The following is a 20,959-nucleotide window of genomic DNA, read 5'->3' as shown; positions in this document are numbered from 1 at the left end:
GATGTCCGAGGAGATCAACTATCGCCAGCTGCTGCAGCAGCAGCTGGTGAAGATCCGCAAGCTGGAGACTCGGTTGGAGCAGGCGGAGGCCGCCCGTCGGGAGCCGATCGCCATCGTCGGCATGGCCTGCCGTCTGCCGGGAGGCGTGGAGAGCCCGGAGGACTTCTGGGACCTGCAGGTGAAGGGGGTGGATGCGACCGGTGAAGTCCCGCCGGACCGCTGGGACGCCGAGGCCCTGTACGATCCGGATCCCCAGGCTCCGGGGAAGATCCGCACTCGGCGCGGAGGCTTCCTGAAGGACGTGGACCGGTTCGATGCCCGGTTCTTCGGCATCTCGCCACGAGAAGCGGAGAGCATGGATCCGCAGCAGCGGCTGGTGCTCGAGGTGGCCTGGGAGGCGCTGGAGCGGGCGGGGTATGCGGTGGTGCGCTCCAGGCGCGATCGCGTGGGCGTCTTCGTAGGGGTGATGAACAATGACTATGGGCAGCTCGCGCTGAACGCAGAGGGCCTGGCTGGCATTGACCCTTACTTCATCGGCGCGAGAGCGAACTGCGCCATCTCCGGACGACTGTCGTACCTGTTTGGCTTTCAGGGGCCGAGTGTGGTGCTGGACTCGGCGTGCGCGTCGTCCCTGGTGGCGGTGCACCTGGCCAGCCAGAGTCTGAGGAATGGCGAGTGCTCGATGGCCCTGGCGGCGGGGGTGAACCTCATCCTCTCCCCAGAGGCGAGTGTCTATCTCTCCTGCAGCGGAGCGCTCTCTCCGGATGGCAGGTGCAAGTCCTTCGATGCCTCCGCGGATGGCTATGGCCGCGCCGAGGCCTGTGGCGTGCTGGTGCTTGAGCGGCTGTCGGATGCGCGGGCGCGGGGGGCCAACATCCTCGCGGTCATCCGGGGCTCGGCGGTGGGGCATGACGGTCCGAGCAGCTCATTCACAGTACCCAATGGGGTGGCGCAGCAAGCCGTCATCCGTCAGGCCTTGCAGAACGCGGGCGTGTCACCCGCCGAGGTGAGCTACCTGGAGGCGCACGGCACGGGGACGGCGATGGGAGACCCCATCGAGGCCGAGGCGATGTGGTCCGTGTTGAAGGAGGGGCGCAAGGGCGGGGAGTCGCTCTGGATGGGGTCGGTCAAAACAAACATCGGCTATCCCGAGGCGGCCTCGGGCGTTGTGGGGATGATGAAGGTGGTGCTGGCGATGCGCCACAAGCAACTGCCGGCGCACCTGCACCTCAAGAAGCCCAACCCGCACATCGACTGGAAGGGAATGGGCGTGAGGGTGCCGGTGGAGCAGACGGCGTGGGAGCCGACGCAGGGCCGACGCATCGCGGGGGTGACGTCCTACGGGCGGACGGGAACGCTGGCGCACGTGGTGATGGAGGAAGCACCACCCCCGGCGGAAGTGAAGCGGGACAAGGAGCGGTCCGAGCACGTGCTGGTGCTCTCGGCCCGGAGCGAAGAGGCGCTGCGAGCCCAGGCGGGCCGCTACGCCCGGTTCCTGGCAACGAATGATGCGGAAGCGGGAGACGTGTGCTTCACGGCCGCGGCGGGACGCGCCCACTTCGAGCACCGGCTGGCGGTGGTGGGCGGCGGCACGCAACAGCTACGCGAGAGACTCCTGACGGCGGAAGCGGGACGCGAGGGCGAGGGGCTGTGGCTGGGACGTGCGGGAAGCTCGTCGCCAACGGTGGCCTTTGTCTTCGGCGGGGAAGGGGAGCGGGCCACGGACTCTGGCAGGGCACTGTACGAGACGCAGCCGGTCTTCCGAGAAGCGCTGGAGCAGTGCGGGGAAGCACTGAAGGGCGTGCTGGAGAAGCCGCTGGTGCAGGTGCTGTACGGCGCCGAGTCCGCGCTGTTGAAGGAAGAGGCCTACGGCAGGGTTGCGGTGTTCGCGGTGGAGTGGGCACTGGCCCGGCTATGGCGGGCATGGGGCGTGGTGCCCCGGTCGGTGGTGGGGCAGGGCGTAGGCGAGTACGTCGCAGCGGTGGACTTGGGAGTCCTGAGCTTGGAGGAGGGGCTGCGGTTGGCGGTGCGCAAGCTGCCGCTGGTGGGCACGAGGTCGGGACTCGGCGAGGGCGACGAGGTCATCCCCATCCAGCCGAGCGAGGCGGACTGGACGCGGCTGACGAAGACGCTGGGGACGCTGTACGTGAAGGGCGTGGAGGTGGACTGGGCCGCTTTGGATGCGCCCTCTCCGCGGCGAAGGGTGCTCCTGCCCACCTATCCCTTCCAGCGCCAGCGCTACTGGCTCTCGCGGCGAGCCGAGCCGCGCCCCTGAGGCGCTCGTTCCTCCGCCTGCTCGTGCGCCCTCCAGGCCTTCGACCTGGAGCCCATCCCCCCCATCACAAACGTCGTCTGGTCCGTCCTTCCGTGAGGCCCTGATGAGGGACCACGGGAGGCCGGACGATGAGCTACGGGGACCATGTCGGAATTCGCTTTCGCGATGTGCTGTCGGGTGAGGTGACGAGCCCTGGGGAGTCCCGACGTCAACGCTTCGGGCTCGACCTCTCGGTCGAGATTCCGAGCCTCCGCAAATTCATCGAGTCAGACGTCCACCAGGGACAGGTGCGCAGTGGGGCCATCGAGTGGGAGGACGGTGGCCGTCCGGCGCGGTTCACGGTCCAGCGCGGCACCTTGACCCTGTTCCGAAGCGAGCCCACCAACCGGCGGCGCAAGCACTTCGACGTGGATGTCGAGTTCCAGGGTCCAGCGGATCGCGACGTGCTGCTCCACGGCGAGAAGGATCTCTTCGACGACGGTCACCTGGACGTCATCGACGCGGCCAAGGATATGGCCACGCTGCGCACCGTTGTGCTCACGGATGAGGCGAGCCACCGGGTGCTCGCGCGGGGCCGAGCCGCAGCCAACCTCACGGACACCCTGTTGCAGTTCCAGGGGCTGAGCGTGGTGAACGCCACGAGCCCCGATGAGCGGCGGGCGGCCCAGCGCGCCTTCATCGGCTTCATGAACCGCGAGCTGGCGGAGGTGTACTCGAGCCTTCCGTTCGTCGCCGCGGAGGGCGAGTTCCTAAGCTGGCCCGAGCAGGTGGCGCTCCTGTTGCTGGCGGACGTGATGCTCCCAGAGCAGCGAGTCATCCCCCCCATCGAAATCGTACGCACCGTCGAGCGCTTCCTGCGCAATGCCAACGTGCCGCTGCTCAACAAGGTGCGTCCCGCGCTCGCTGCGCTCGGGGCTCTGGAAGGAATGATCCGGCTCGATCGCGAGGGCTTGCGCGTGGATGTCCGCAAGATCCTCAATGGTCCGCCGGGCGTGCTCCGGGATGCGTTGGACCTCGTCCACACGATGGTGGTGGTGCCCTACTACTCGCACCGCCGGGTGGACTCGCAGGTCGGCTACTCCCGCTTCGAGCCCAGGCCGTTGAAGCGGCCCCGGCTCCCCCTGCCGCTCACGGCAAAGCCCGAGCCGCTCTACGACTTCATCATCGCGGGCTCCGGTGTCGCGGGCTCCCTGCTGGCCTCGCGCCTCACCGCCGAGGGCAAGACCGTGCTCCTGCTGGAGGCGGGGAAATACCACCGGGAGCAGAACCTGACGGACGATGAGATCGACGCCGTCTCGAAGCTCTACAAGACGGGCGGGCTGCAGCGGGCCGTGGACAAGGGCAGGCCCGCGGGCAGGGAGCGCACCTTCTCCGTGCTCCAGGCCGAGTGTGTCGGTGGCGGCGCGTTGGTCAACAACGCCGTGTGCTTCCAGCTGCCGGAGCACGCCTTCCAGCAGTGGCTGCGCAGCGGCTTCCCCTTCTCCAAGGAGGAGATGAAGGCGGCCTATGAGTTCATCGCCCGGGAGCTGCCCATCATTCCCTCCTCGGCGACGGGGGGACGCCTCAACCCCGCTGCCGAGCTGCTCGCCGCCGCCTATGGCCCCGCGCGGCCCTTCCCCGTGAATGAGCCGCTCCAGCCCGGCCTCTTCGAGTGCAATGTCAACATCGAGGCGAAGGATGGCTTCGACACGGGGTGCGTTGGCTGCGGCTACTGCAACCTGGGGTGCGCCTTCGAGCGCAAGCGCAATGCCTTGCAGATCTACCTGCCGCGTGCGGTCCAGACGGGGAAGCTGCACATCATGGCGGGGGCTCGACTCCAGACGCTGGTGCGAGCCGGCTCTGGGAAGATCCAGAAGGCGGTGGTCGTCGTGGGCCCGGAGCGCAAGAAGGTGGAGGTCCGGGCGAAGCACTACGTGCTCTCGTGTGGACCGGTGGCCTCCTCCGTCGTCCTGCACAACGTAGAGGGGCTTCGCAACCGGCTCATCGGGCGGCGCTTCTCGGCGAACGTGGGCTCGCCGGTGCACGCCTTCCTGGAGCAGCGGATCCGCTCATTCCACGCGCTGCAGATCGCTCACTACTACGTGCCGCCAGGGAAGGAGCCGGGCTTCGTGATGGAGACCTGGTTCAACCCGCCGGCGACCCAGGCCCTGGCCATGCCTGGCTTCCTCGAGGAGCACTTCCAGCGGATGCTCCAGTATGACCGGCTGGTGGCCGCCGCGCCGTTGGTGGGCACGGAGGCCATGGGAACCATCCATCCGGACGGGACCATTGAGCTGCCCGTGGGCGATCCGGAGTTGACGCGAATGCGCTCGGGCATCGCAGCCATTGCCCGGGGATTCCTCTCGGCGGGAGACGCGCACCGGGTCAACGAGGTGCTCGTGAGCACGCGGCGAGGGCTCTCCCTGCGCTCGCTGGACGACGTCGCGGCCTTCGAGCGGAGCTTCACTGACTTGAGGGACCTGACCATCGGCACGGGGCATCCGCAGGGCGGCAACGGCATCAGCCACGACGCTCGCGTGGGCGTGGTGGATGCCTCGTTCCGAGTCCGCGGCACGGACAACCTCTACGTCTGCGACGGGAGCATCTTCCCCAACAGCGCGACGGTGAATCCCCAGTGGACCATCATGGCCCTGGCTCACCTGTGCGCGCAGCGCCTGGCTGCGTTGCACTGAGCCAGGAGCTGCGTCAGCGAGGCTCACGCCGGGGCGTGCGAGGAGTTATCGTCATCATCCCGGGTGAGCTTGAGTGCGAGCTGCCGCACCTCCTGGCCATTGAAGGGCTTCCTGAGCTCCTTCAGCAGCTGGAGGTCGCTGAACTCCCGGACCAGCTCCGCCCAGGAGTAGTCCGAGTAGGCCGAGCAGAGCACCACGCGTAACGAGGGGGCCACTTCCCGGAGCCGTCGCAGGGTCTCGGCGCCGTTCCACCCGGGCGGCATCCGGTAGTCGAGGAACACCAGCGCATAGGGCTGGTTGTTCTGCATGGAGGCGCGAATCTTGGCGACGCCCTCCTGCCCCTGAAAGGCCGAGTCCACCTCGAAATCCGGCTCAGAGGAGCAAGCGCCGCGCGACTGCATGGGGCCGAAGAGGGCCTCTTCCAGCATGTCGATGTCGCCCCGGCTCCGGCGCTGCTCCGGGTTGAGGATCCGCCGGAAGTCCGTGTGGATGGCCTCGGAGTCATCGATGACAAGGATTCGCTTTTTACTCGGACAGTTGCTCATGTCGCCTCCTGGACCCACACGGATGGGGCATCCCTGATGGACGCTAGGGAGGTCGCGGAAATTCCTTGAAGGAGCGAGTGGGTGTCTGCCCACTTGCTCCACCTCTGGAGCTTTGCGCTCAATGCATGTCTCTCTGCTCGGTGAGAGAGAGGGCGAGCTTGCGCACCTCCTGTCCGTTGAAGGGCTTCCTCAGCTCCCTCAGCGAGTGGTGCTCGCCAAACTTCTGGAGCATCTCTGCCCAGGAGTAATCGGAGTAGGCCGAGCAGAGCACCACGCGCAGCGCGGGAGACACCGTCCGCAGGTGCCTCAGGGTCTCGGCGCCGTTCCACCCGGGCGGCATCCGGTAGTCGAGGAACACCAGCGAGTAGGGGCGGCCAGCGGCCTCGGCCTCGCGGACCTTGGCGACACCCTCTTGCCCCTGGAAGGCCGACTCCACCTCGAACAGGGACTCCTCGAGCGAGGCGGAGGCACGAGAGGGCGCCGGGCCGAAGAGCACCTCTTCCAATTGATCGAGGTCGTTTCTGCTCCGACGTTGCTCCGGGTTGAGGATGCGCCGGAAGTCCGTGTGGATGGCTTCGGAGTCGTCGATGATGAGGATCCGTCGTTTGTCTGAAGTGTTGCTCATGCCGCCTCCTGAGCCGCGAAATAGGGCATCGCCAGTGTGAAAGTGGCTCCACGCCCTGGCCCATCGCTGTGGGCCGTCAGGGCGCCACCCAGCTCCTGCGCTGCGAGGGCGCTGGAGTGCAGGCCGAAGCCATGTCCGTCTTCGCGGGTGGTGAATCCGTACTGGAAAATACGGGTGAGCATCTCCGGTTCGATGCCCTTCCCGTTGTCATGAACTTCAATATGGACGCGGTCAGCCCCGGCGCGTTTCAGCCTCACCGTCAGGCGTCGCTTGTCGGGGGCCACTCCATCCAAGGCGTATTGGGCGTTGCTGACCAGGTTGACCAGGATCATCAGGGTCTTGTGCTTGTCGGTGGGCACGGGAGGGAGGGGCTCCAGGTTTCGCTCCACCGTCACCTGATGACGGGCCAGGCCCGCCGAGTTGATGCGCAGCGCGTCCTCCACCAGCTCCGCCAGTTGCACGGGCTCGTGGACACGGGGCGTGCGGGCGAAGTTCTGTTGAACCTTGACGATGTCGCCAATGTGCTCGGTGTAGCGGCCCACATCGTCGAGCAACGAGACGATCTCCTCACGGTCGTCGACCAGGTTCTGTCCTAGCTTGCCCAGGAAGGGCAGCACGTGTCGGCCCCGCTCGTCCTGGGTGAGGAAGGTCGTGAGGTCTCCCTGGTTCTCCTGCAGCAGCGAGGCCACGCGGCCCACGTGGTCCAGGCGCATGTCTCCCATGCGCTCCTTGGCGAGCTGCGCGGAGGTATAGACGCTGGTGAGCACATTGCCCACGTTGTGCAGCACGTTGGTGGCGATCTCCGCCATGCCCGCGCGCCGGGCCGTCTGCACCAGTTGATGGTGGATGTCCCTCAGCTCGTGGGTGCGCTCCTCCACGCGCTGCTCCAGGCTCTCGTTGGTCTGGCGCAGCTCCTCCTCGCGCCGTTGCACCTTGTCGGCCATGAGGCGGAAGGCGCGGGCCAGTTGTCCCAGCTCGTCCTGACGTGTCGTGTCCAGCTCGACGTTGAAGTCGCCGGAGGCCACCCGATCGGTCGCGTGGGTGAAGGACTGCAACGGAAGGGCAATCTGCTGCTTGAGCACCCAGTGCATCATCACCAGCTCGAGCAGCAGCGAGAGGCTCCCGAGCAGCAGCACGTAGCGAGCGGCCTGGGCAGCCGGCTTCGTCACCAGTCTCTCGGGGAAGATGGTGACGAAGTTCCAGTTGGGGCCCCGGAACTGGCCCATGGCGAGGAACTCTTTGTGCTCCGGCAGCTCCACCACGGACTCACCCGGCGGACGGTTCCTCACCTGCTCGAAGATGTCGCGCAGGTGGGCGCGCTGCTTCTCGGAGCCAGCCCAGGGGGTCTCTTCCTCGGGCCGCTTCGCGAGGTCCAGGATGTTGTGGTCGCCCTTCAGGTCATTCGCTGTCAGCTTGGGGTGGGCGATGAGCAGCCCGTCATCCCGGAAGACCAGGTTGTAGGCCCCGGGCATGGTGTCCTTCTGGATGCGGTCCAGCATCTCCGCGAGCAACACATCCTGGCTGATCGTCGCGAGGTGGCGTTGCTCCTGGTCCAGGGGCGTGGAGACCGAGACCATTGCTTCCTGGGAGATCGGATCGAAGTAGGCCCCGGTCCACGCCGTCTTCCGCTCCGGGTTGTTTTCGGGGCGGCTGACCTTGAAGAACTCGTACTGGGGGCTCCAGAAGTCCGGTTTGGACGTCAGGCTGATGGTGGGCTGCTCCGGCCAGTAGATGATGAGCGGCCCCTCCGGCAGCGTGATGTAGGTGTTCGTGACGCGCGTATGGAAGGCAGGTCCGAACTGGGCGACCACGTCATAGGCGGCGAGGATCCTCCGGCGCAGGTCCGCATTGAGCTGGACTCCCTGGGGCACCAGGACGCCCGGCTCCCGCGTGCCATCGAAGCGCTCGGCGCGGTTGCGGACCGTGCCGTCGGGAAGCGAGACGAACAGGCGATCAAAGCGGGCGTCCACGTCCTCTGAGGGACGGGCGCTGAGCCGCTCCACCAAAGCGCTCTTCAGGATGGCCTGGTTGTCCTCGGCGAGGAGGAAGATGGCCTGCTCGCGCTGGCTGTGCTCCGAGATGTAGCGCTCCAGGCGTACCCGGGCCTCACCCCGCTGGGTGTTGAGGATGTGGAGGTAGCTGAAGAGCGTCGTCAGCGCGACGATGACCCCGATGCGCGCGCCCATGTGGATGAGCGTCGAACGGGCCAGCGGTGCGCGTGGAGGGCTGAACGACATGGCAACCGGGCGACCTGATTTCGTTCGAGGCCGGGCGTTCCAGTCCCCTTCCGGTGGACCGGCCTGGAGCGCACGGCAGGAGAAGTCTCAAAAGTGGGAAATTCCCTATGAAGCCTACGATGTCGAGATTCCCACATTTTGAGCCGGTGCGCACGAGGTGGGAATAAGCGGGGCCACCTCGTGTGCGCACCTTCGCTCACGCGTGACTTACATCCGGTACGTGAGCTTCAACCCTCCGGCGGCCAGGGCGCGCTCGGCACCGAGCACGGGGAGGCTGGCGCCCAGCTCCGCGCCGAAGTGCTCGCCCGCGCGGAAGCGCAGCCCCACGGCCGGCGCCACGTAGTCCAGTACGGCCCGGTGGCCGAAGTGCACGTTGGCATCCAGCACGGCGGCGAAGCCGCTGCAGAGCGCGTACTCGGTGCCCACGTTCACCAGGAACCCGGCCAGGGGCAGCGGATCCGCGGCACCCAGGCCCATGGACGCGTCCACCCCTGCGTACCCGTGCACCTCAAAGCGGTTCGTGGGCCGGTACAGCGCGGCGGCGCCAATCTCTCCACCCAGGGTGCGCGTCCTCGGGCTGGCGAAGGACGTGGGCAGCTGCAGCCGCACGCTCGGGGACAGCACGAAGGCGCCGCTCGTCAGCGCCATGTACGTGCCGCCCACGGTGAGCTGGCCCAGGGACATGCGCGTCCCCGTGAGGCTCGCGTTCTGGACGTACTGGAAGCGCAGCGCCTCCAGGGTGGCGAAGAGCTCCAGGTCCGGACGCACGGCGAAGCTGCCGGAGATCAGGCCGGCACCGGTGACGGCGCCGTAGAGGTTCTGCGTCTCGATGATGGCGCCGCCCTGCACGCCCAGGCCCACCTCGGTGCGAGGACAGGCGCGGCGGCCGGTGGCGACATCGGCGGACAGGAAGCCGAAGGTGACGGGGCCCTCGGCGAGCGCGGGAGCGATCCACTGCTCACACCCACCCTCCGCGCGAGCGGCGGCGGGTGAGAGCAGCAGGGCGACGAGCGCGACGAGCAGTCGGGACATGTTCACGGGGTGTCCTCGATTCACGGAACCACGCCGGGGGCATCGAAGGTTCCGTTGCCGTTCCGGTCGAGGAGGAAGGGGTTGGTGAAGGCCATGGGGTAGCCGCCGGTGACCACCTGGGCGAAGTGGAACAGCGGATGCGCCTCGCTGGAGGGCGGCGGGGCGTTGCGGAGCGGGCCGTAGTCGGCGTCCTTCTCGATGTCGCCGCGGTCCACCACGCCGTCCCCGTTGTTGTCGCCGGTGTCGGGGATGCCATCGGGCCCATCACCCGCCGGGCCTCCGAAGTCGGCGGCGGGAGGCAGCGGTGCACCGGCCTCCACCACGATCCAGGCATCCCCCGTGCGGTTGAGGATGTCGGAGAGCGGGATGCTGCGCTCGTAGCGCAGGAGCCCCTCGGTGCCGAAGGCACTCGCGGGGTGTTTGAGCTCCGCGCTGCCGATCGTCCTCACGACCTGGCCATTGACGATGATGCGCACCTCGTCCACGGGCACCCAGGGAGCAGCGGAGACCTTGAGGTGGAGCTGCGCGTCGGCCGAGGGCACCAGCGGGGTGAGCCCGAAGCGGCGGGGGCCGCTCGCCGTGTCCACGGTGGCCTCGATGATGGGACCGTTGGTGCCGAAGGAGTCGCCGGCCTTCAGGGCGGCGTTGAAGCGGGCGGTGTCGAAGCCGGTGCCTGGGCGGGTGTCCGTGTAGACGATGTTGCGCGGCACGCCCACGGTGTTGTCGGTGAGGCTGTGCGAGTCGCTGTTGGCGGTGCCCGTCACGCGCTGCCCCTGGTTGAGCGTGTAGAACCAGAAGGAGCGGTAGGGCAGCAGCAGATCGTTCTGCGTGCCGTTCATCACCTCCTGGGTGTGCTGGCCGTTGTTGGCGAAGCCGCCCCGCGGCGTGCGCACGTACATGCCGGCGTTGGTGCCGTCATCGTGCGAGGGCAGGTTCTTGCGCGTGTTGAGCGCGAGCGCGCGTGGGAAGCCCAGGTCGCGGCCGAACTCGGCGTCCGCCCACGGGTGGTTGAGCTGGATGACGAGCTGCTTCTGCAAGGTGGGCGTGGTGCTGGCCATCACGCGGTCGAACAGCTCGCCGGGCTCGACGATCTCATCCGCCGGGGCGCCGTTGCGCGGCTTCGTCGGGTCGTACTCCAGCGGCCAGAAGTTGTAGTGGCCGATGACCAGGGGGATGTCGTAGCCGGGCCGCTTCATCCAGAGGATGTGACCGGTGCTCTCCAGGCCCACCACGGTGCTCAGCTTGTCCTGCAGGCCCAGGTTCCGGACGATCTGTGTGTAGTCGTAGATGACGTCGTGGTCCGTGGAGACGATGACCTCCAGGTCCGTGGCCGCGAAGGACAGCACGCGGTCCAGGTCCGGGATGGAGCTGTCGAAGCTGGCGGCGCCGTGTACGTGCAGGTCCGCGCCCACAGTGCCCGCGGGCTGGAGCGGCAGCTTGCCCAATGTGAAGGAGAGGGTGGTGTCCTCGGCGCCGAGCGTCACCGTCTCACGGGCCAGTGTCCAGAAGGGGCCCTTGAAGGCGTAGATGTGGTAGCGGCCGTTGGGCGCGTCCACGGTGGCGGTGCCGTTGTGGACGAGGAAGCGGTTGCACGCGGGCGAGGGGCCCGGAGGAGGACCGAGCCACGGCGCGCAGGTCCCGAAGCGGCCATGCAGTGAGCCCTCGAGGGGCTTCTGGTTCTCGGCGTCCACGGGAACGACGAAGACCTCGGCGGTGAGGGGCTCCCCGCTGGTGGCGTCATTCACGTTCACGGTGAGGCGGGTGCTCGCGGGCACCGTGAGCGAGCCCAGGTTCGCGTCCGCGTCCACCTTGTCGAGCTGTCGGTCGGCCACCTTGCGCCCGAAGGCGTGCAGCTCCACCACGTAGTTGCGGCCGGCGGGCACGCGGGCCTGGAAGCGGCCCTCCTTGTCTGGCGTCACCTGGGTCCACGGGATGCGGGTCTTCGGGTCGGCGGCGAGGTCTCCCTCGCTGATGAGCACGCTCACCTCGCGGCCCGCGCCGAGCGGCGCCCCACGGCGGTTCACCATTCCCGTGAGCGTCACGTACTTCTCGTCATGCAGCTTCTGACGGAGCTCCAGCGCCAGGTCCGCGGCGGAGGCCACGTCCCCGCGCTCGGACACGGCGAGGAAGCGCTCGAAGACGAGGTAGTCACGCGGCGGCACCACGGTGCGCGGCAGGCCGGAGGAGGAGATCTGATCGCTCTGGAAGCCCTCGAGCAGGTCCGTCTCTCCGCAGGCCACATGCGCGTAGCTGCTGGCCGGCTCCGAGGAGAGGGTCGCCGTCAGGTAGGGGAACTTGCGGAACGCGTCACCGATGGTGGTGAGGCCGAAGGACGGGTGCTCGTAGCCCGTGCCCTCCGAGGGCGTGAAGGGCAGGGCCTCGCGGCCACTCCAGTAGAAGCCGTCCGCCAGCGCCCACAGCTGCGGGTCCACGGAGGCATTGAGGACCTCGGTGCGCACGCGCACGCCCGGCTCGCACGGACGCATTTCGTAGAGGGTGTGGACGGGGAACTCGGGCTTGCCATCGAGCGTGCCGTCGAGCTGCACCGCCACGCGCGTGGGGCGCTCGTCGATGATCTTCATCGACGTGTAGTGCACGGCGTCCGCGGGGAGGATGCCCACCACGGGCAGCACCTGGTTGATGCCGTCGTTGTTCTTGCCGCGGACGCTCAAGTCGATCAGCGAGCCGCCGCCCGGATCCAACAGATGCGTGGTGCCAAGGCCGGCGATGACAGCCACCGCCCGCTCATTGCCCAGGAGGATGTCACCCCGGGCGCCGAGCGCGTTGAGACCCCCGGGCACCGTCTCGGCTCCGGGGACAGGGTCGTTGCTGCCGACGCGCTTGTCCTGGGCGGTGAGGACGCGCACCTCGAGGCTGGCGCCCGAGGCGGCTTCACAGGAGTAACTCAGCTTCTCGCAGGGGCTGGAGACCCGGCATCCTTCATCGTTGCCGAGGCAGCTCTCCTTCTTGCAGCCGGCGAGCGTGAGGCTGACCAAAGCCAGGCTCGCGGCCAGGAGGCGGAGGGGGGAGGACATGATTGACCCTTGTATCAACCTCCGAGGTGGTTCCTCCAGTAGCCCCAGCCGTGCGCGGCGTGGCACGCGTCGCCGATGAGGTCCAGGTAGAGCTGGTGCTGTGTGGCCTTCAGTGACTCCATGTCTCGGAACGCGCCCGCTGCTTCAAGACGACGCACCGCGCCATCAAGCAGTGCGCCCGCCTGAGTCACCGACTGGAGCTGCGTGGGCGTGGGCTTCCAGCCCGTCTCTTCGCGGTAGCGGCCGAGTGTCTCGAGGAAGTGCCCGTAGAACTTCACCATTTGTACGAGCACGGGCAGGCGGTACGCGGGCGGCGCGGAGGTGAGCGCGGCGTCGTACTGCCGGGACTCGGAGCTCAGCCGGTAGAAGAGAACGTCCACCTGCGCGTCGAGGCGCGGGCCCCACGCCTTGCGCACTGCGGCGTGTCGCGCGTGACTGGCGACGGCCTGGAAGAGGTGCAGTCCTCCACAGGGGTGCGCGTAGATGCCCTGCTTGCGCTTGGGCACCTGGGGCAGCCCGGCCTTCATGCCGGCCATCAACTCCGCCTGCTCGCGCTCGAGCGAGGCGAGCGCCTCGTTCATCACCGCATCCAGGTGAAGGGTCTCTCCGGCACCGTTGGTGAAGGTGGCGCCAGGGGGCAGGGCGTGTGAGAGCGCGTCGAGCGTCCAGGCGCCATGAGACGAGAGGGCCGCCTCGCGGCGGAAGTCGCGCTTCAGGTCCTCCACGAGTGCACGGAGGGTGACAGGGCTCCCGCTCGCTCGGAAGGACTGGGAGGGCGCATAGCCTGCGAGCAGAAGTGTTTTCACCAGGAGGTTGGGGTGGGGCTCCACGGGCGTTCCGTCAGGGGCGAAGGCGTCGAAGCGGAGGTCCGCCTGGGGGCCGGTGCCCTCCTTGCGCAGGAAGTCCGAAACGATGACCTCCGCGGCGGGGCGACCATCACGGGCCTTGAAGGCGCGGCCGTCGAGGGTGATGCCATGCGCGAGCGCCCAGGGGTTCTTCGGCTCCGCGGCCCAGGTTCTGCACTGTGTGCGAAGTAGCTCCTCGGCTGGGGGGCGGACGACCGGTGCGGCCGAGAGGATCGCAAGGAGCGAGAGGGTGACAGAAGCCATGAGCCGTCCTTGTTCGCGAGAGAGAGCCTTGTACTATCGACTCGCCAATCAATCACCCATCCCCGAGGAGCCCGCCGACCATGCCGAACCCGTTCACCGAGGAGCATGAGGCCTTCCGCAAGACGGTGCGTACGTTCGTGGAAAAGGAGCTGACGCCCCACGCCCTGGAGTGGGATCGCGCGGGCATCTTTCCGCGGGAGGTATTCCAGAAGTGTGGCGAGCTGGGCTTCTTCGGCATCAACCATGATCCGAAGTACGGCGGCAGCGGGCTGGACTACTGGTACGTGACGGCCTTCGCCGAGGAGCTGACGCGCAGCCGCAATGCGGGCGTGAACATGGCGCTGCTGGTGCAGAGCCAGATGGCCACGCCGATCATCAACGAGATCGGCACGGACGAGCAGAAGCGCGAGTTCCTCGCTCCGGCGCTGGCAGGCGAGAAGATCGCCGCGCTGGGCGTGAGCGAGCCCGGGGCCGGCTCGGACGTGGCCAACCTCCAGACGACGGCGCGCCAGGACGGGGATGACTACGTCATCAACGGCTCGAAGATGTGGATTACCAACGGCACGCGCGCGGACTTCATCACGCTGGCGGTGCGCACCGGTGGGCCGGGCTACGGGGGAATCTCCCTGGTGACGTTCCCCACGGACGTGAAGGGCTTCTCGGTGTCGAAGAAGCTCGACAAGGTAGGCAACCTGTCCTCGGACACCGCCATCCTCTTCTTCGAGGACTGCCGCATCCCCCGGCGCTACGTGCTCGGCGAGGAGAACGAGGGCTTCTACCACATCATGACGAACTTCCAGGGCGAGCGCCTGGTGGGAGCCTTGTCCGCGGTGGGGGGCATGGAGCGGATGATTGAGGACGCGCTCGAGTACGGGAAGGAGCGGCAGGCTTTCGGCAGGCCACTGTTGGGCTTCCAAGTGTGGCGCCACAAGCTGGTGGAGCACATGGCGGCCATCGAGGCGGCCAAGCGGCTGACGTACCACGCGGTGGATGTTTTCGATCGCAAGGAAAACGCGGTGCGGGAGATCTCCATGGCGAAGCTGTTCGCGGGGGACCTGGCCCAGAAGGTGGCCTACGACGTCCAGCAGTTCTTCGGAGGCATGGGCTACATCGAGGAGACGCACATCGCTCGGGCCTGGCGCGACATCCGGCTCATTACCATCGGCGGTGGTACCTCGGAGGTCATGAAGGAGATCCTCTCCAAGATGTCTGGCTTCTAGAGACCCTTGGGGTTTCTGCCCGGACCCGGGATAGGATGGGCGTACGGGAGATCCCTCATGGAGAAACAGCGCGAGTGGAGAATTGGAGCGCATGTGCTGCGCTTCGAGCCTCCAGACATCCTCTGGGGGGAGTACCGGGGAGAAATCTCCCTGGCCGAGATGACGCTCATGGTGGACATCTACGGGGAGCTGGGCCGCGCCAGGCCCTTCTTCCTGGTGGGGGACATCACGGAATCCGCGCTCCTCAGCGCGGAGTGCAGGGTCTATCTCAGCGAGCACGCCGAGTCGGAGTGGGTCCAGGCCTTCATCTACGTCGGGGCACGTCTCGCGCACAAAGCGGTGGCCAAGGGCATCCTCCTCGCGGCCCAACTGACCGGGCGTGCGGAAGAGGGTGATGTGGCGAAGGTCCACTTCGTCGCCACGAAGGCCCAGGCCCGCGAGCTGATCCTCCAGCTGCGCTCGCGCCACAGCAGCAAGGTGGCCTGAAGCGCTCTCCGCGAGGCGCGTGAACGCTCAAGACTGCGTGCTCGCGCGGCTCGGCCAGGAGGGCAGGGTGCTCGGGTTGGAGGTGTGTGCCGAGGGCGGGCCGTGGCACGGCAGCTCCACCGTGAAGGTGGTCCCCACACCGGGCTCGCTCTCCACCCGGATCGAACCTCCCAGGGCCGTGACAATCTCCCTCACGATGTAGAGCCCCAACCCGAGACCGCCGTATTTCTCGGGGGAGACGGCGCGTTCGAACCGGCCAAAGACATGAGGGAGTCGGTCCGGTGGGATGCCAATCCCCTGGTCTTTGACCACCAGCCGTACGGTGTCGCCTTCTCGGTGGACGGCGAGCTCGATGGGATGGCCAGGCGCGAACTTGATGGCATTGGAGAGCAGGTTGCCCACCACCTGCTCCAACCGGAGGCGATCCCATCGCCCTGTGATGGGCTCCTGGGCGTGGAGAGACAGCGTACAGTTCGCCCGTGTCAGCGCTTCGCCGAAGCGCTCGATGACATCGTGGAGCACCTCCGTGAGATCCACCTGCTCGAGCCGGAGGTAGAGGCTCCCCGCCCGGATGCGAGACACGTCGAGCAGCTCCGTCACGAGCTCGGCCAGTCTGCGCGTCTGCTGCTCGGTGAGGCGCAGCGCGCGCTGCGCGCTCTCTGGCAGCTCGGAGTTGGCGCGGCGCAAGAGCCCTTGGACCGACAGCCGGAGCGAGGTGATGGGCGTGTTGAGCTCATGCGAGGCCACGGACAGGAAGTCGTCGCGCAGGTGGAGGGCCTCTTGGGAGTCGCGATACAGCCCCGCATTGTCGATGCAGACGGCGGCTCGGCGCGCCAACTCCTGCGCCAGGTCGAGGTCCGCCTGTCCATAGTGGCGTCCCGGGACACCGGAGAAGAAGACGATGGCACCCAACGTCTTCCCTCGGGCGACGAGCGGTACGTACATCCCTGTCCGGGTCGAGAGCGCGCGGAGCAACTCGAGATACCGGGGTCCTCGCCCGGGCTGGTTCTCCTCCACGATCGAGTCTGTAATCTCTGGGAAGAGGAGCGGCTGCCCTGTGCGCAGCACCCGGAGGAGCGCCTCCGACGCGAACTCCTTTCGGGAGAGGTACTGCTCCATGAAGTCGTGGAGCAGGGGCTCCTTCTTCGGATCCTCGTGGGTGATGGCGACCGGGCGGGGTATGCCTCCCTTGTCCTTCACGATGACCAGGCACCAGTCGGCCAGCATGGGCACCACCAGGCGGGTGAGCCGGTTCAGGGTCGTCTCCAGATCCAGGGACTCGGCCAGGGCCAGACTCGACTCGGCGAGGAACCGGACCGTCCTCTCCGCCCGCCGCCGCTCCTCGACCTCGATGCGCAGTCGTTCGAAGAGGAGGCTGTTCTCCAGGGAGATGGCAATTTGAGAGGAGAGCAGGCGTAGCACGCGGACGCGCTCGGGGGTAAAGGCACGCGTGACGAGGTTGTTCTCCAGGTAGAGCACGCCCACCGTCTTGGGGGGGCGTTGGATGGGAATGGCCAGGGCGGACTTCGTGGCGTGCTGGGCCACGTACGGGTCGGAGCTGAAACCTTCTTGATGGCAGGCATTGGCCAGGACGAGGGTCTCTCCCGACAGGAACGCGCCTTCAATGATCGAGGTGGGGACCTGGCTCGATTCCTTCAGCGAGGTGCGTACCAGCGAGACGGGCTCCGAGACGGCGCCCACCGCTCGCACCATGAGGGTGTCCTTCTCATCCAGTACGAGTGCGCCACGCTCGGCGCCCGCGGCCTCGAGACATACGCCCATGAGCTTCTCGAGCAGGCGCTCCAGCACCACTTCGCTCACGAGCGTCTCGGCGGACTTGAGGAGGGTGATGAGATCGAGCGTTGAGCTACCCGGTTCGGCCTCGGGTGGGCGGGAGGCCGGGGGCCGCCAGTCCAGCCGCTCGACGGACACCCGATCGGGGAACTCTTCCTCGAGCGCGGAGACCTTGGCCTGTGCGCCCCAGCGGGCATAGCCCTCGAGGGCGGCTCGCAGGCAGACGTCGGCCAGCCGCTTCACGCCGAGCGCGCGGTAGTACCGGCTGGCCAGCTCGTTGGCGAGTGCCTCGTCCTGGTCGAACTCCTCGCGGTGGGCCCCCTCGATGGCGAGCTCGTAGAGCTTCATGGCCTCCTCGTCCCGTCCCTCAAGGCGGGCGAGCTCGGCGCTGACGAGCTGGTACTTGTGACGGAAGTTCTCCGGGCAGTGGTCGGCCCAGATGCCGAGCTGGCGCTGGTTGGCGGCGATCCGTTCCAGGAACCCGGCCCGTTCCGAGGCAGCGCCCTTCTCGCAGCAGGCCACCAGGGTCAACGACGTGTAGACGTTGTGCTCGGCGAGGAGGTACCACCCGCGGAGGAAGGCGATGAGCTCGCTGGCTCTCCGGGACATCTCCCGAGCGGCCTCGACGTCTCCCAGGAGATAGGACACCTGGAGGCGCTGAATCCAATACATGCAGCGGACGGTGGGCAGCTCCCTGTTCGCCGCGAGGAACGCTTCCTCGTCGAACGTGTCATCCTCGAAACGGGCCCACTCACGAGTCCGGTCCTGCAAGCACCGGAGGGCCTGACGGAGGCTGATGAGGGATTGGATCCTCCAGTGCAAGCCCGCCTTCTGGGCGTAGGCGAGGTCGGTCTCAATCTCCGAGAGCACCTGGGAGAACCCGGTGCCCATCGAGAACAGCGTGTTCACCGTCGCGGGGAACGTGTACGTGGCCAGGGAGAGATCTCCGCTCGCATGCGCGGAGGTGAAGGCCTGGCGCAGGTGCGGCATGCTGGTGCGCAGGGGGGCCTTCCAATGGTTCACGGCCAACGCGAAGGTGACGAGCGTCCTGCTCACCAGCCTGGGCGTCGGATACCGCTGGCATAGCTCCACCCCCAGGCGTCCGAAGGCGTAACCGGAGTCGTAATCGCCCGTGAGGGAGGGCAGCAGTCCGCCATACACCGCATACGGCACGGAGGAGTGGACCGAGTTTCCATGCTTCAACGACAGGTTGACGACACGGACGTTGGTGAAGGCGAACAGGGGGGGATCCAGGTAGAAGAGCACGAGGCCCACCTCCGACAGGAGCCGGAGGCAGGCGAGATGATCCGGATCCTCTGAAAGGGGTTCCTCGAGGAGCTCCTCGGTGGAGCGGCCCCGCAGGTTATCCTTCACCGCGGCGAACTCCACCTGGATGGCCTGGGCGGAGTCCTGCTGCGAGGGCAACTCCAAATCAAACAAACGCAGTCCCTCGCGTCCCCACTTGAGCCCCTCCTGGAAGGCCTGCCTCGCCATGCAGCCGAGGAGCTGAAGGGTGTAGAGCTCCGCCTTCTCGGAGCGTGACGCGGCATGGGTCATCGCGGAGGAGACGAGCTTCGCGGCGAGCTGCTGATCGCCCGCGAGGTGCGCACACTCCGCCGCCTCGCGGTGAAGGGGGAAGGCCAGCTCGTAGTGCGACCGCCAGGCATTCCGAGGGAGGAGCTCGAGGCCCTGAGTGAGGTAGCCCAGCGCGGCGCGGAAGGCCACCGACGTCTTGGCCTTGCAGCCCGCCCGGAAGTTGAGCCACGCCAGCTCCAGCCGCTCCGTCTCCTCCGTGAGCAACTCCGCGCCCAGGTTGAGCTGATCGACCACATCGAAGAGCCGCTCGTCGGGCTCGCGCTCGGAGGAGCCCCTCAGCTGGCGTCCCGCCTCCAGATGCAGCCGCTTCTTCTGGTCCTCGGTGAGCAGGGAGTACGCGGCTTGTTGGACGCGGTCGTGCGCGAAACGGTAGACGGACTCGCTCTCCTGGATGAGGAGCCCCTCCTGGTGGGTGCTCCAGAGTGTTCCAGCCGTGTCGCTCTCGGACAGGTGCAGCAAGGCGGCGAGCTGGTGGAGCTCCACCCGGTTTCCCATGCAGGCGGCGACTTTGAGGAGGCTCTGGGTCCTTTCGGGAAGCCGGCGGATGGTGGAGACCATCAGCTCCACCACGTTCTCGGTCATGTCCACCCGAGCAATCCCTGCGAGATCCCAGTCCCAGGTGCCGCGGCTGACGTCGAAGCGCAGCAGGCCAGAGTGGTGCAGGTAGCGCAGGAAGCGGATGACGAACAGGGGATTGCCCGCTGTCTTGCTCAGCACGAGCCCAGCCAGCGGTCGCAGGTGCTCGGGCTCGCGGTGCAGGGTGTCGCGGCAGAGGTCCGTGAGGGCCTCGAGGTCCAGGGGCGGTATCGTGATGGAGTGGACGGCCATTCCCGCTTCCTGGAGGGCCGCGAGGGTCCGTGCGACGGGATGCTCCGGCCCCACCTCCTCGACGCGATAGGAGCCCACGCACAGCACGTGCTGGGAGTCTGGGTTCGACGCGAGGCTCCGGAAGAGCTCGAGCGAGGCGGGGTCGGCCCAGTGGAGGTCATCCAGAAACAGCACCAGCGGGTGTTCCGGTGAGGCGAGTGCCTGGACGAAGGCTTGGAAGGTCTGATGAAGACGGCGCTCGGCGTCCGCCGGTGCGGCTCTGGCCACGGGAGGTTGCGCGCCGAGGAGTTGTTCCCATTCTGGGATGACCCCGAGGAGGACGCTGCCGTTGGGGCCCAGCGCCTCCAGGAGCCGGCGCCGCCACCTGTCCTGGCTCTCGGCAGGAGTGCTCAGCAACTCACCGAGCAGGCCCTGGAAGGCCGCCACCAGTGGGGCGTAAGGCACGTTGCCCTGGAGTTGGTCAAACTTGCCGGAGAGGAACCAGCACTCCGGCCCGAGGCGTTGACGCAGGGCTTGGACGAGTGTCGACTTACCCGCGCCCGCTGAGCCCGTGACCATGACCGTCTCACTGGGGCCCGTCCGGATTCGTGCCAGCGCGGCCTCGAGCTGTGCCAGCTCGCGCTCACGTCCGTAGAGCTGCTCCGGAAAGAAGAGCTGTCGGGCCTGGTCGAGCCTGCCGAGCTCGAAGGGCTCGATCCTTCCCGAGGCGCGCTGCTGCTTCCGCGCCTCTTTGAGGTCGGACAGGAGGGACTCGGCGCTCTGGTAGCGCTCCTCGGGCATCTTCGCGAGCAGCTTGAGCACGAGGTCCGAGAGGAGCTCCGGGACCTTGGGGTTGGCGTGGACCGGAGGAAGGGGAGGCCGCGCCAGATGGGCGTGCACGAGCTCAGCGGGGTCCGTCGAGGTGAAAGGCGGCTGGCCGGTGAGCATCTCGTAGAACGTGGCGCCCAGGGAGTAGAGGTCGGCGCGATGATCGACGAGGCGGTCCATGCGTCCGGTCTGCTCGGGCGCGATGTAGGGCAGCGACAGCTCGAACTCCCCGAGGGTGCTCGCGGAAGGGGCGGCGCTGGAGACCTTGATGGCGAGGTCGAAGTCAATGATCGTCACGCGCAACGGGTCCTTGGCGATGACGATGTTGGAGGGGTTGAGGTCCCGGTGAATGACGTGATGCCGGTGGAGGCCTTCGAGGATTCCGGCCAGCTGGAGGGCCAGCTCCAGGAAGGTGCCGGGCTCGAAGGAGTGGCGCCTCATCCATTCCCGCAGATCGCACGAGCCGGCATCCGCGAGGACGAGCGAGGGCACTCCCTGCATGTCCTGGAGCGCGAACGCCTTCACCACACCTGGCGTCCCCAGCTCCCCTAACTCCCGCAGCAGTTGGTACTCGTGTTGGAGCCTCGCGATGCTGCTGGGGGTGAACGTGCCCCGGCGCGCCTGTTTGAGCACCAGGGAGATGGTGTCTTCCGTCCAGCGGGACACGACATACCGTCGTCCACGGTAGAGCTCCTGAG

At 67.4% G+C, this 20,959-nt stretch carries 11 protein-coding genes; 4 read left to right on the top strand and 7 right to left on the bottom strand.

Annotation, left to right across the window (positions count from 1 at the left end):
* Position 1: 1 nt before the first annotated feature.
* The gene (locus tag F0U60_RS34820) at positions 2-2,275 is read left to right on the top strand and encodes a type I polyketide synthase (protein WP_395806369.1); all 2,274 of its coding nucleotides are present in this window, start codon (positions 2-4) and stop codon (positions 2,273-2,275) included.
* Between the two features lie 128 nt (positions 2,276-2,403).
* Positions 2,404-4,947: a GMC family oxidoreductase N-terminal domain-containing protein gene (locus F0U60_RS34815; protein ID WP_395806368.1), complete on the top strand. Its 2,544-nt coding sequence runs from the start codon at positions 2,404-2,406 to the stop codon at positions 4,945-4,947.
* Between the two features lie 23 nt (positions 4,948-4,970).
* Here F0U60_RS34815 and F0U60_RS34810 read toward each other — a convergent pair whose 3' ends face one another.
* From F0U60_RS34810 to F0U60_RS34785, 6 genes are all read right to left on the bottom strand, one after another.
* A complete protein-coding gene (locus tag F0U60_RS34810; RefSeq protein WP_395806367.1) occupies positions 4,971-5,492 on the bottom strand; it encodes a response regulator in 522 nt (173 codons plus the stop codon).
* A gap of 118 nt (positions 5,493-5,610) precedes the next feature.
* Complete coding sequence (locus F0U60_RS34805) at positions 5,611-6,117, bottom strand: response regulator (protein WP_395806366.1); 507 nt, start codon at positions 6,115-6,117, stop codon at positions 5,611-5,613.
* A complete protein-coding gene (locus tag F0U60_RS34800) occupies positions 6,114-8,354 on the bottom strand; it encodes a sensor histidine kinase (protein WP_395806365.1) in 2,241 nt (746 codons plus the stop codon). The genes F0U60_RS34805 and F0U60_RS34800 overlap by 4 nt, the downstream gene beginning before the upstream one ends.
* Before the next feature lie 207 nt (positions 8,355-8,561).
* Complete coding sequence (locus F0U60_RS34795) at positions 8,562-9,386, bottom strand: hypothetical protein (protein WP_395806364.1); 825 nt, start codon at positions 9,384-9,386, stop codon at positions 8,562-8,564.
* A 20-nt stretch (positions 9,387-9,406) separates the two neighbouring features.
* Positions 9,407-12,421 carry a CehA/McbA family metallohydrolase gene (locus tag F0U60_RS34790; protein ID WP_395806363.1) on the bottom strand — a complete coding sequence of 1,005 codons (3,015 nt, stop codon included), beginning with the start codon at positions 12,419-12,421 and terminating at the stop codon, positions 9,407-9,409.
* A gap of 14 nt (positions 12,422-12,435) precedes the next feature.
* Complete coding sequence (locus F0U60_RS34785) at positions 12,436-13,530, bottom strand: hypothetical protein (RefSeq protein WP_395806362.1); 1,095 nt, start codon at positions 13,528-13,530, stop codon at positions 12,436-12,438.
* Between the two features lie 80 nt (positions 13,531-13,610).
* Between F0U60_RS34785 and F0U60_RS34780 the strand changes: the two genes are divergently transcribed.
* Positions 13,611-14,750, top strand: a complete 1,140-nt coding sequence (locus F0U60_RS34780) for an acyl-CoA dehydrogenase family protein (protein WP_395806361.1) — start codon at positions 13,611-13,613, stop codon at positions 14,748-14,750.
* A 57-nt stretch (positions 14,751-14,807) separates the two neighbouring features.
* Positions 14,808-15,236, top strand: coding sequence for a hypothetical protein (locus F0U60_RS34775; protein ID WP_395806360.1), 429 nt, complete (start codon positions 14,808-14,810; stop codon positions 15,234-15,236).
* Positions 15,237-15,263: 27 nt separating this feature from the next.
* On the opposite strand, the gene F0U60_RS34770 is transcribed toward F0U60_RS34775, so the two are convergent.
* A complete protein-coding gene (locus tag F0U60_RS34770; RefSeq protein ID WP_395806359.1) occupies positions 15,264-20,927 on the bottom strand; it encodes an AAA family ATPase in 5,664 nt (1,887 codons plus the stop codon).
* Between the last annotated feature and the right edge of the window lie 32 nt (positions 20,928-20,959).

Source organism: Archangium minus, from assembly GCF_044360475.1.
GTDB classification, from domain to species: domain Bacteria; phylum Myxococcota; class Myxococcia; order Myxococcales; family Myxococcaceae; genus Archangium; species Archangium minus.
Note: the sequence above shows the minus strand (reverse complement) of the source record. Positions and strands in the feature narration are given on the sequence as shown.

Coding starts and splice junctions, on each gene's coding strand:
- F0U60_RS34805 (WP_395806366.1), bottom strand. CDS start 6,117: ATGAGCAACACTTCAGACAAACGACGGATCCTCATCATCGACGACTCC.
- F0U60_RS34780 (WP_395806361.1), top strand. CDS start 13,611: ATGCCGAACCCGTTCACCGAGGAGCATGAGGCCTTCCGCAAGACGGTG.
- F0U60_RS34785 (WP_395806362.1), bottom strand. CDS start 13,530: ATGGCTTCTGTCACCCTCTCGCTCCTTGCGATCCTCTCGGCCGCACCG.
- F0U60_RS34795 (WP_395806364.1), bottom strand. CDS start 9,386: ATGTCCCGACTGCTCGTCGCGCTCGTCGCCCTGCTGCTCTCACCCGCC.
- F0U60_RS34790 (WP_395806363.1), bottom strand. CDS start 12,421: ATGTCCTCCCCCCTCCGCCTCCTGGCCGCGAGCCTGGCTTTGGTCAGC.
- F0U60_RS34820 (WP_395806369.1), top strand. CDS start 2: ATGTCCGAGGAGATCAACTATCGCCAGCTGCTGCAGCAGCAGCTGGTG.
- F0U60_RS34800 (WP_395806365.1), bottom strand. CDS start 8,354: ATGTCGTTCAGCCCTCCACGCGCACCGCTGGCCCGTTCGACGCTCATC.
- F0U60_RS34775 (WP_395806360.1), top strand. CDS start 14,808: ATGGAGAAACAGCGCGAGTGGAGAATTGGAGCGCATGTGCTGCGCTTC.
- F0U60_RS34815 (WP_395806368.1), top strand. CDS start 2,404: ATGAGCTACGGGGACCATGTCGGAATTCGCTTTCGCGATGTGCTGTCG.
- F0U60_RS34810 (WP_395806367.1), bottom strand. CDS start 5,492: ATGAGCAACTGTCCGAGTAAAAAGCGAATCCTTGTCATCGATGACTCC.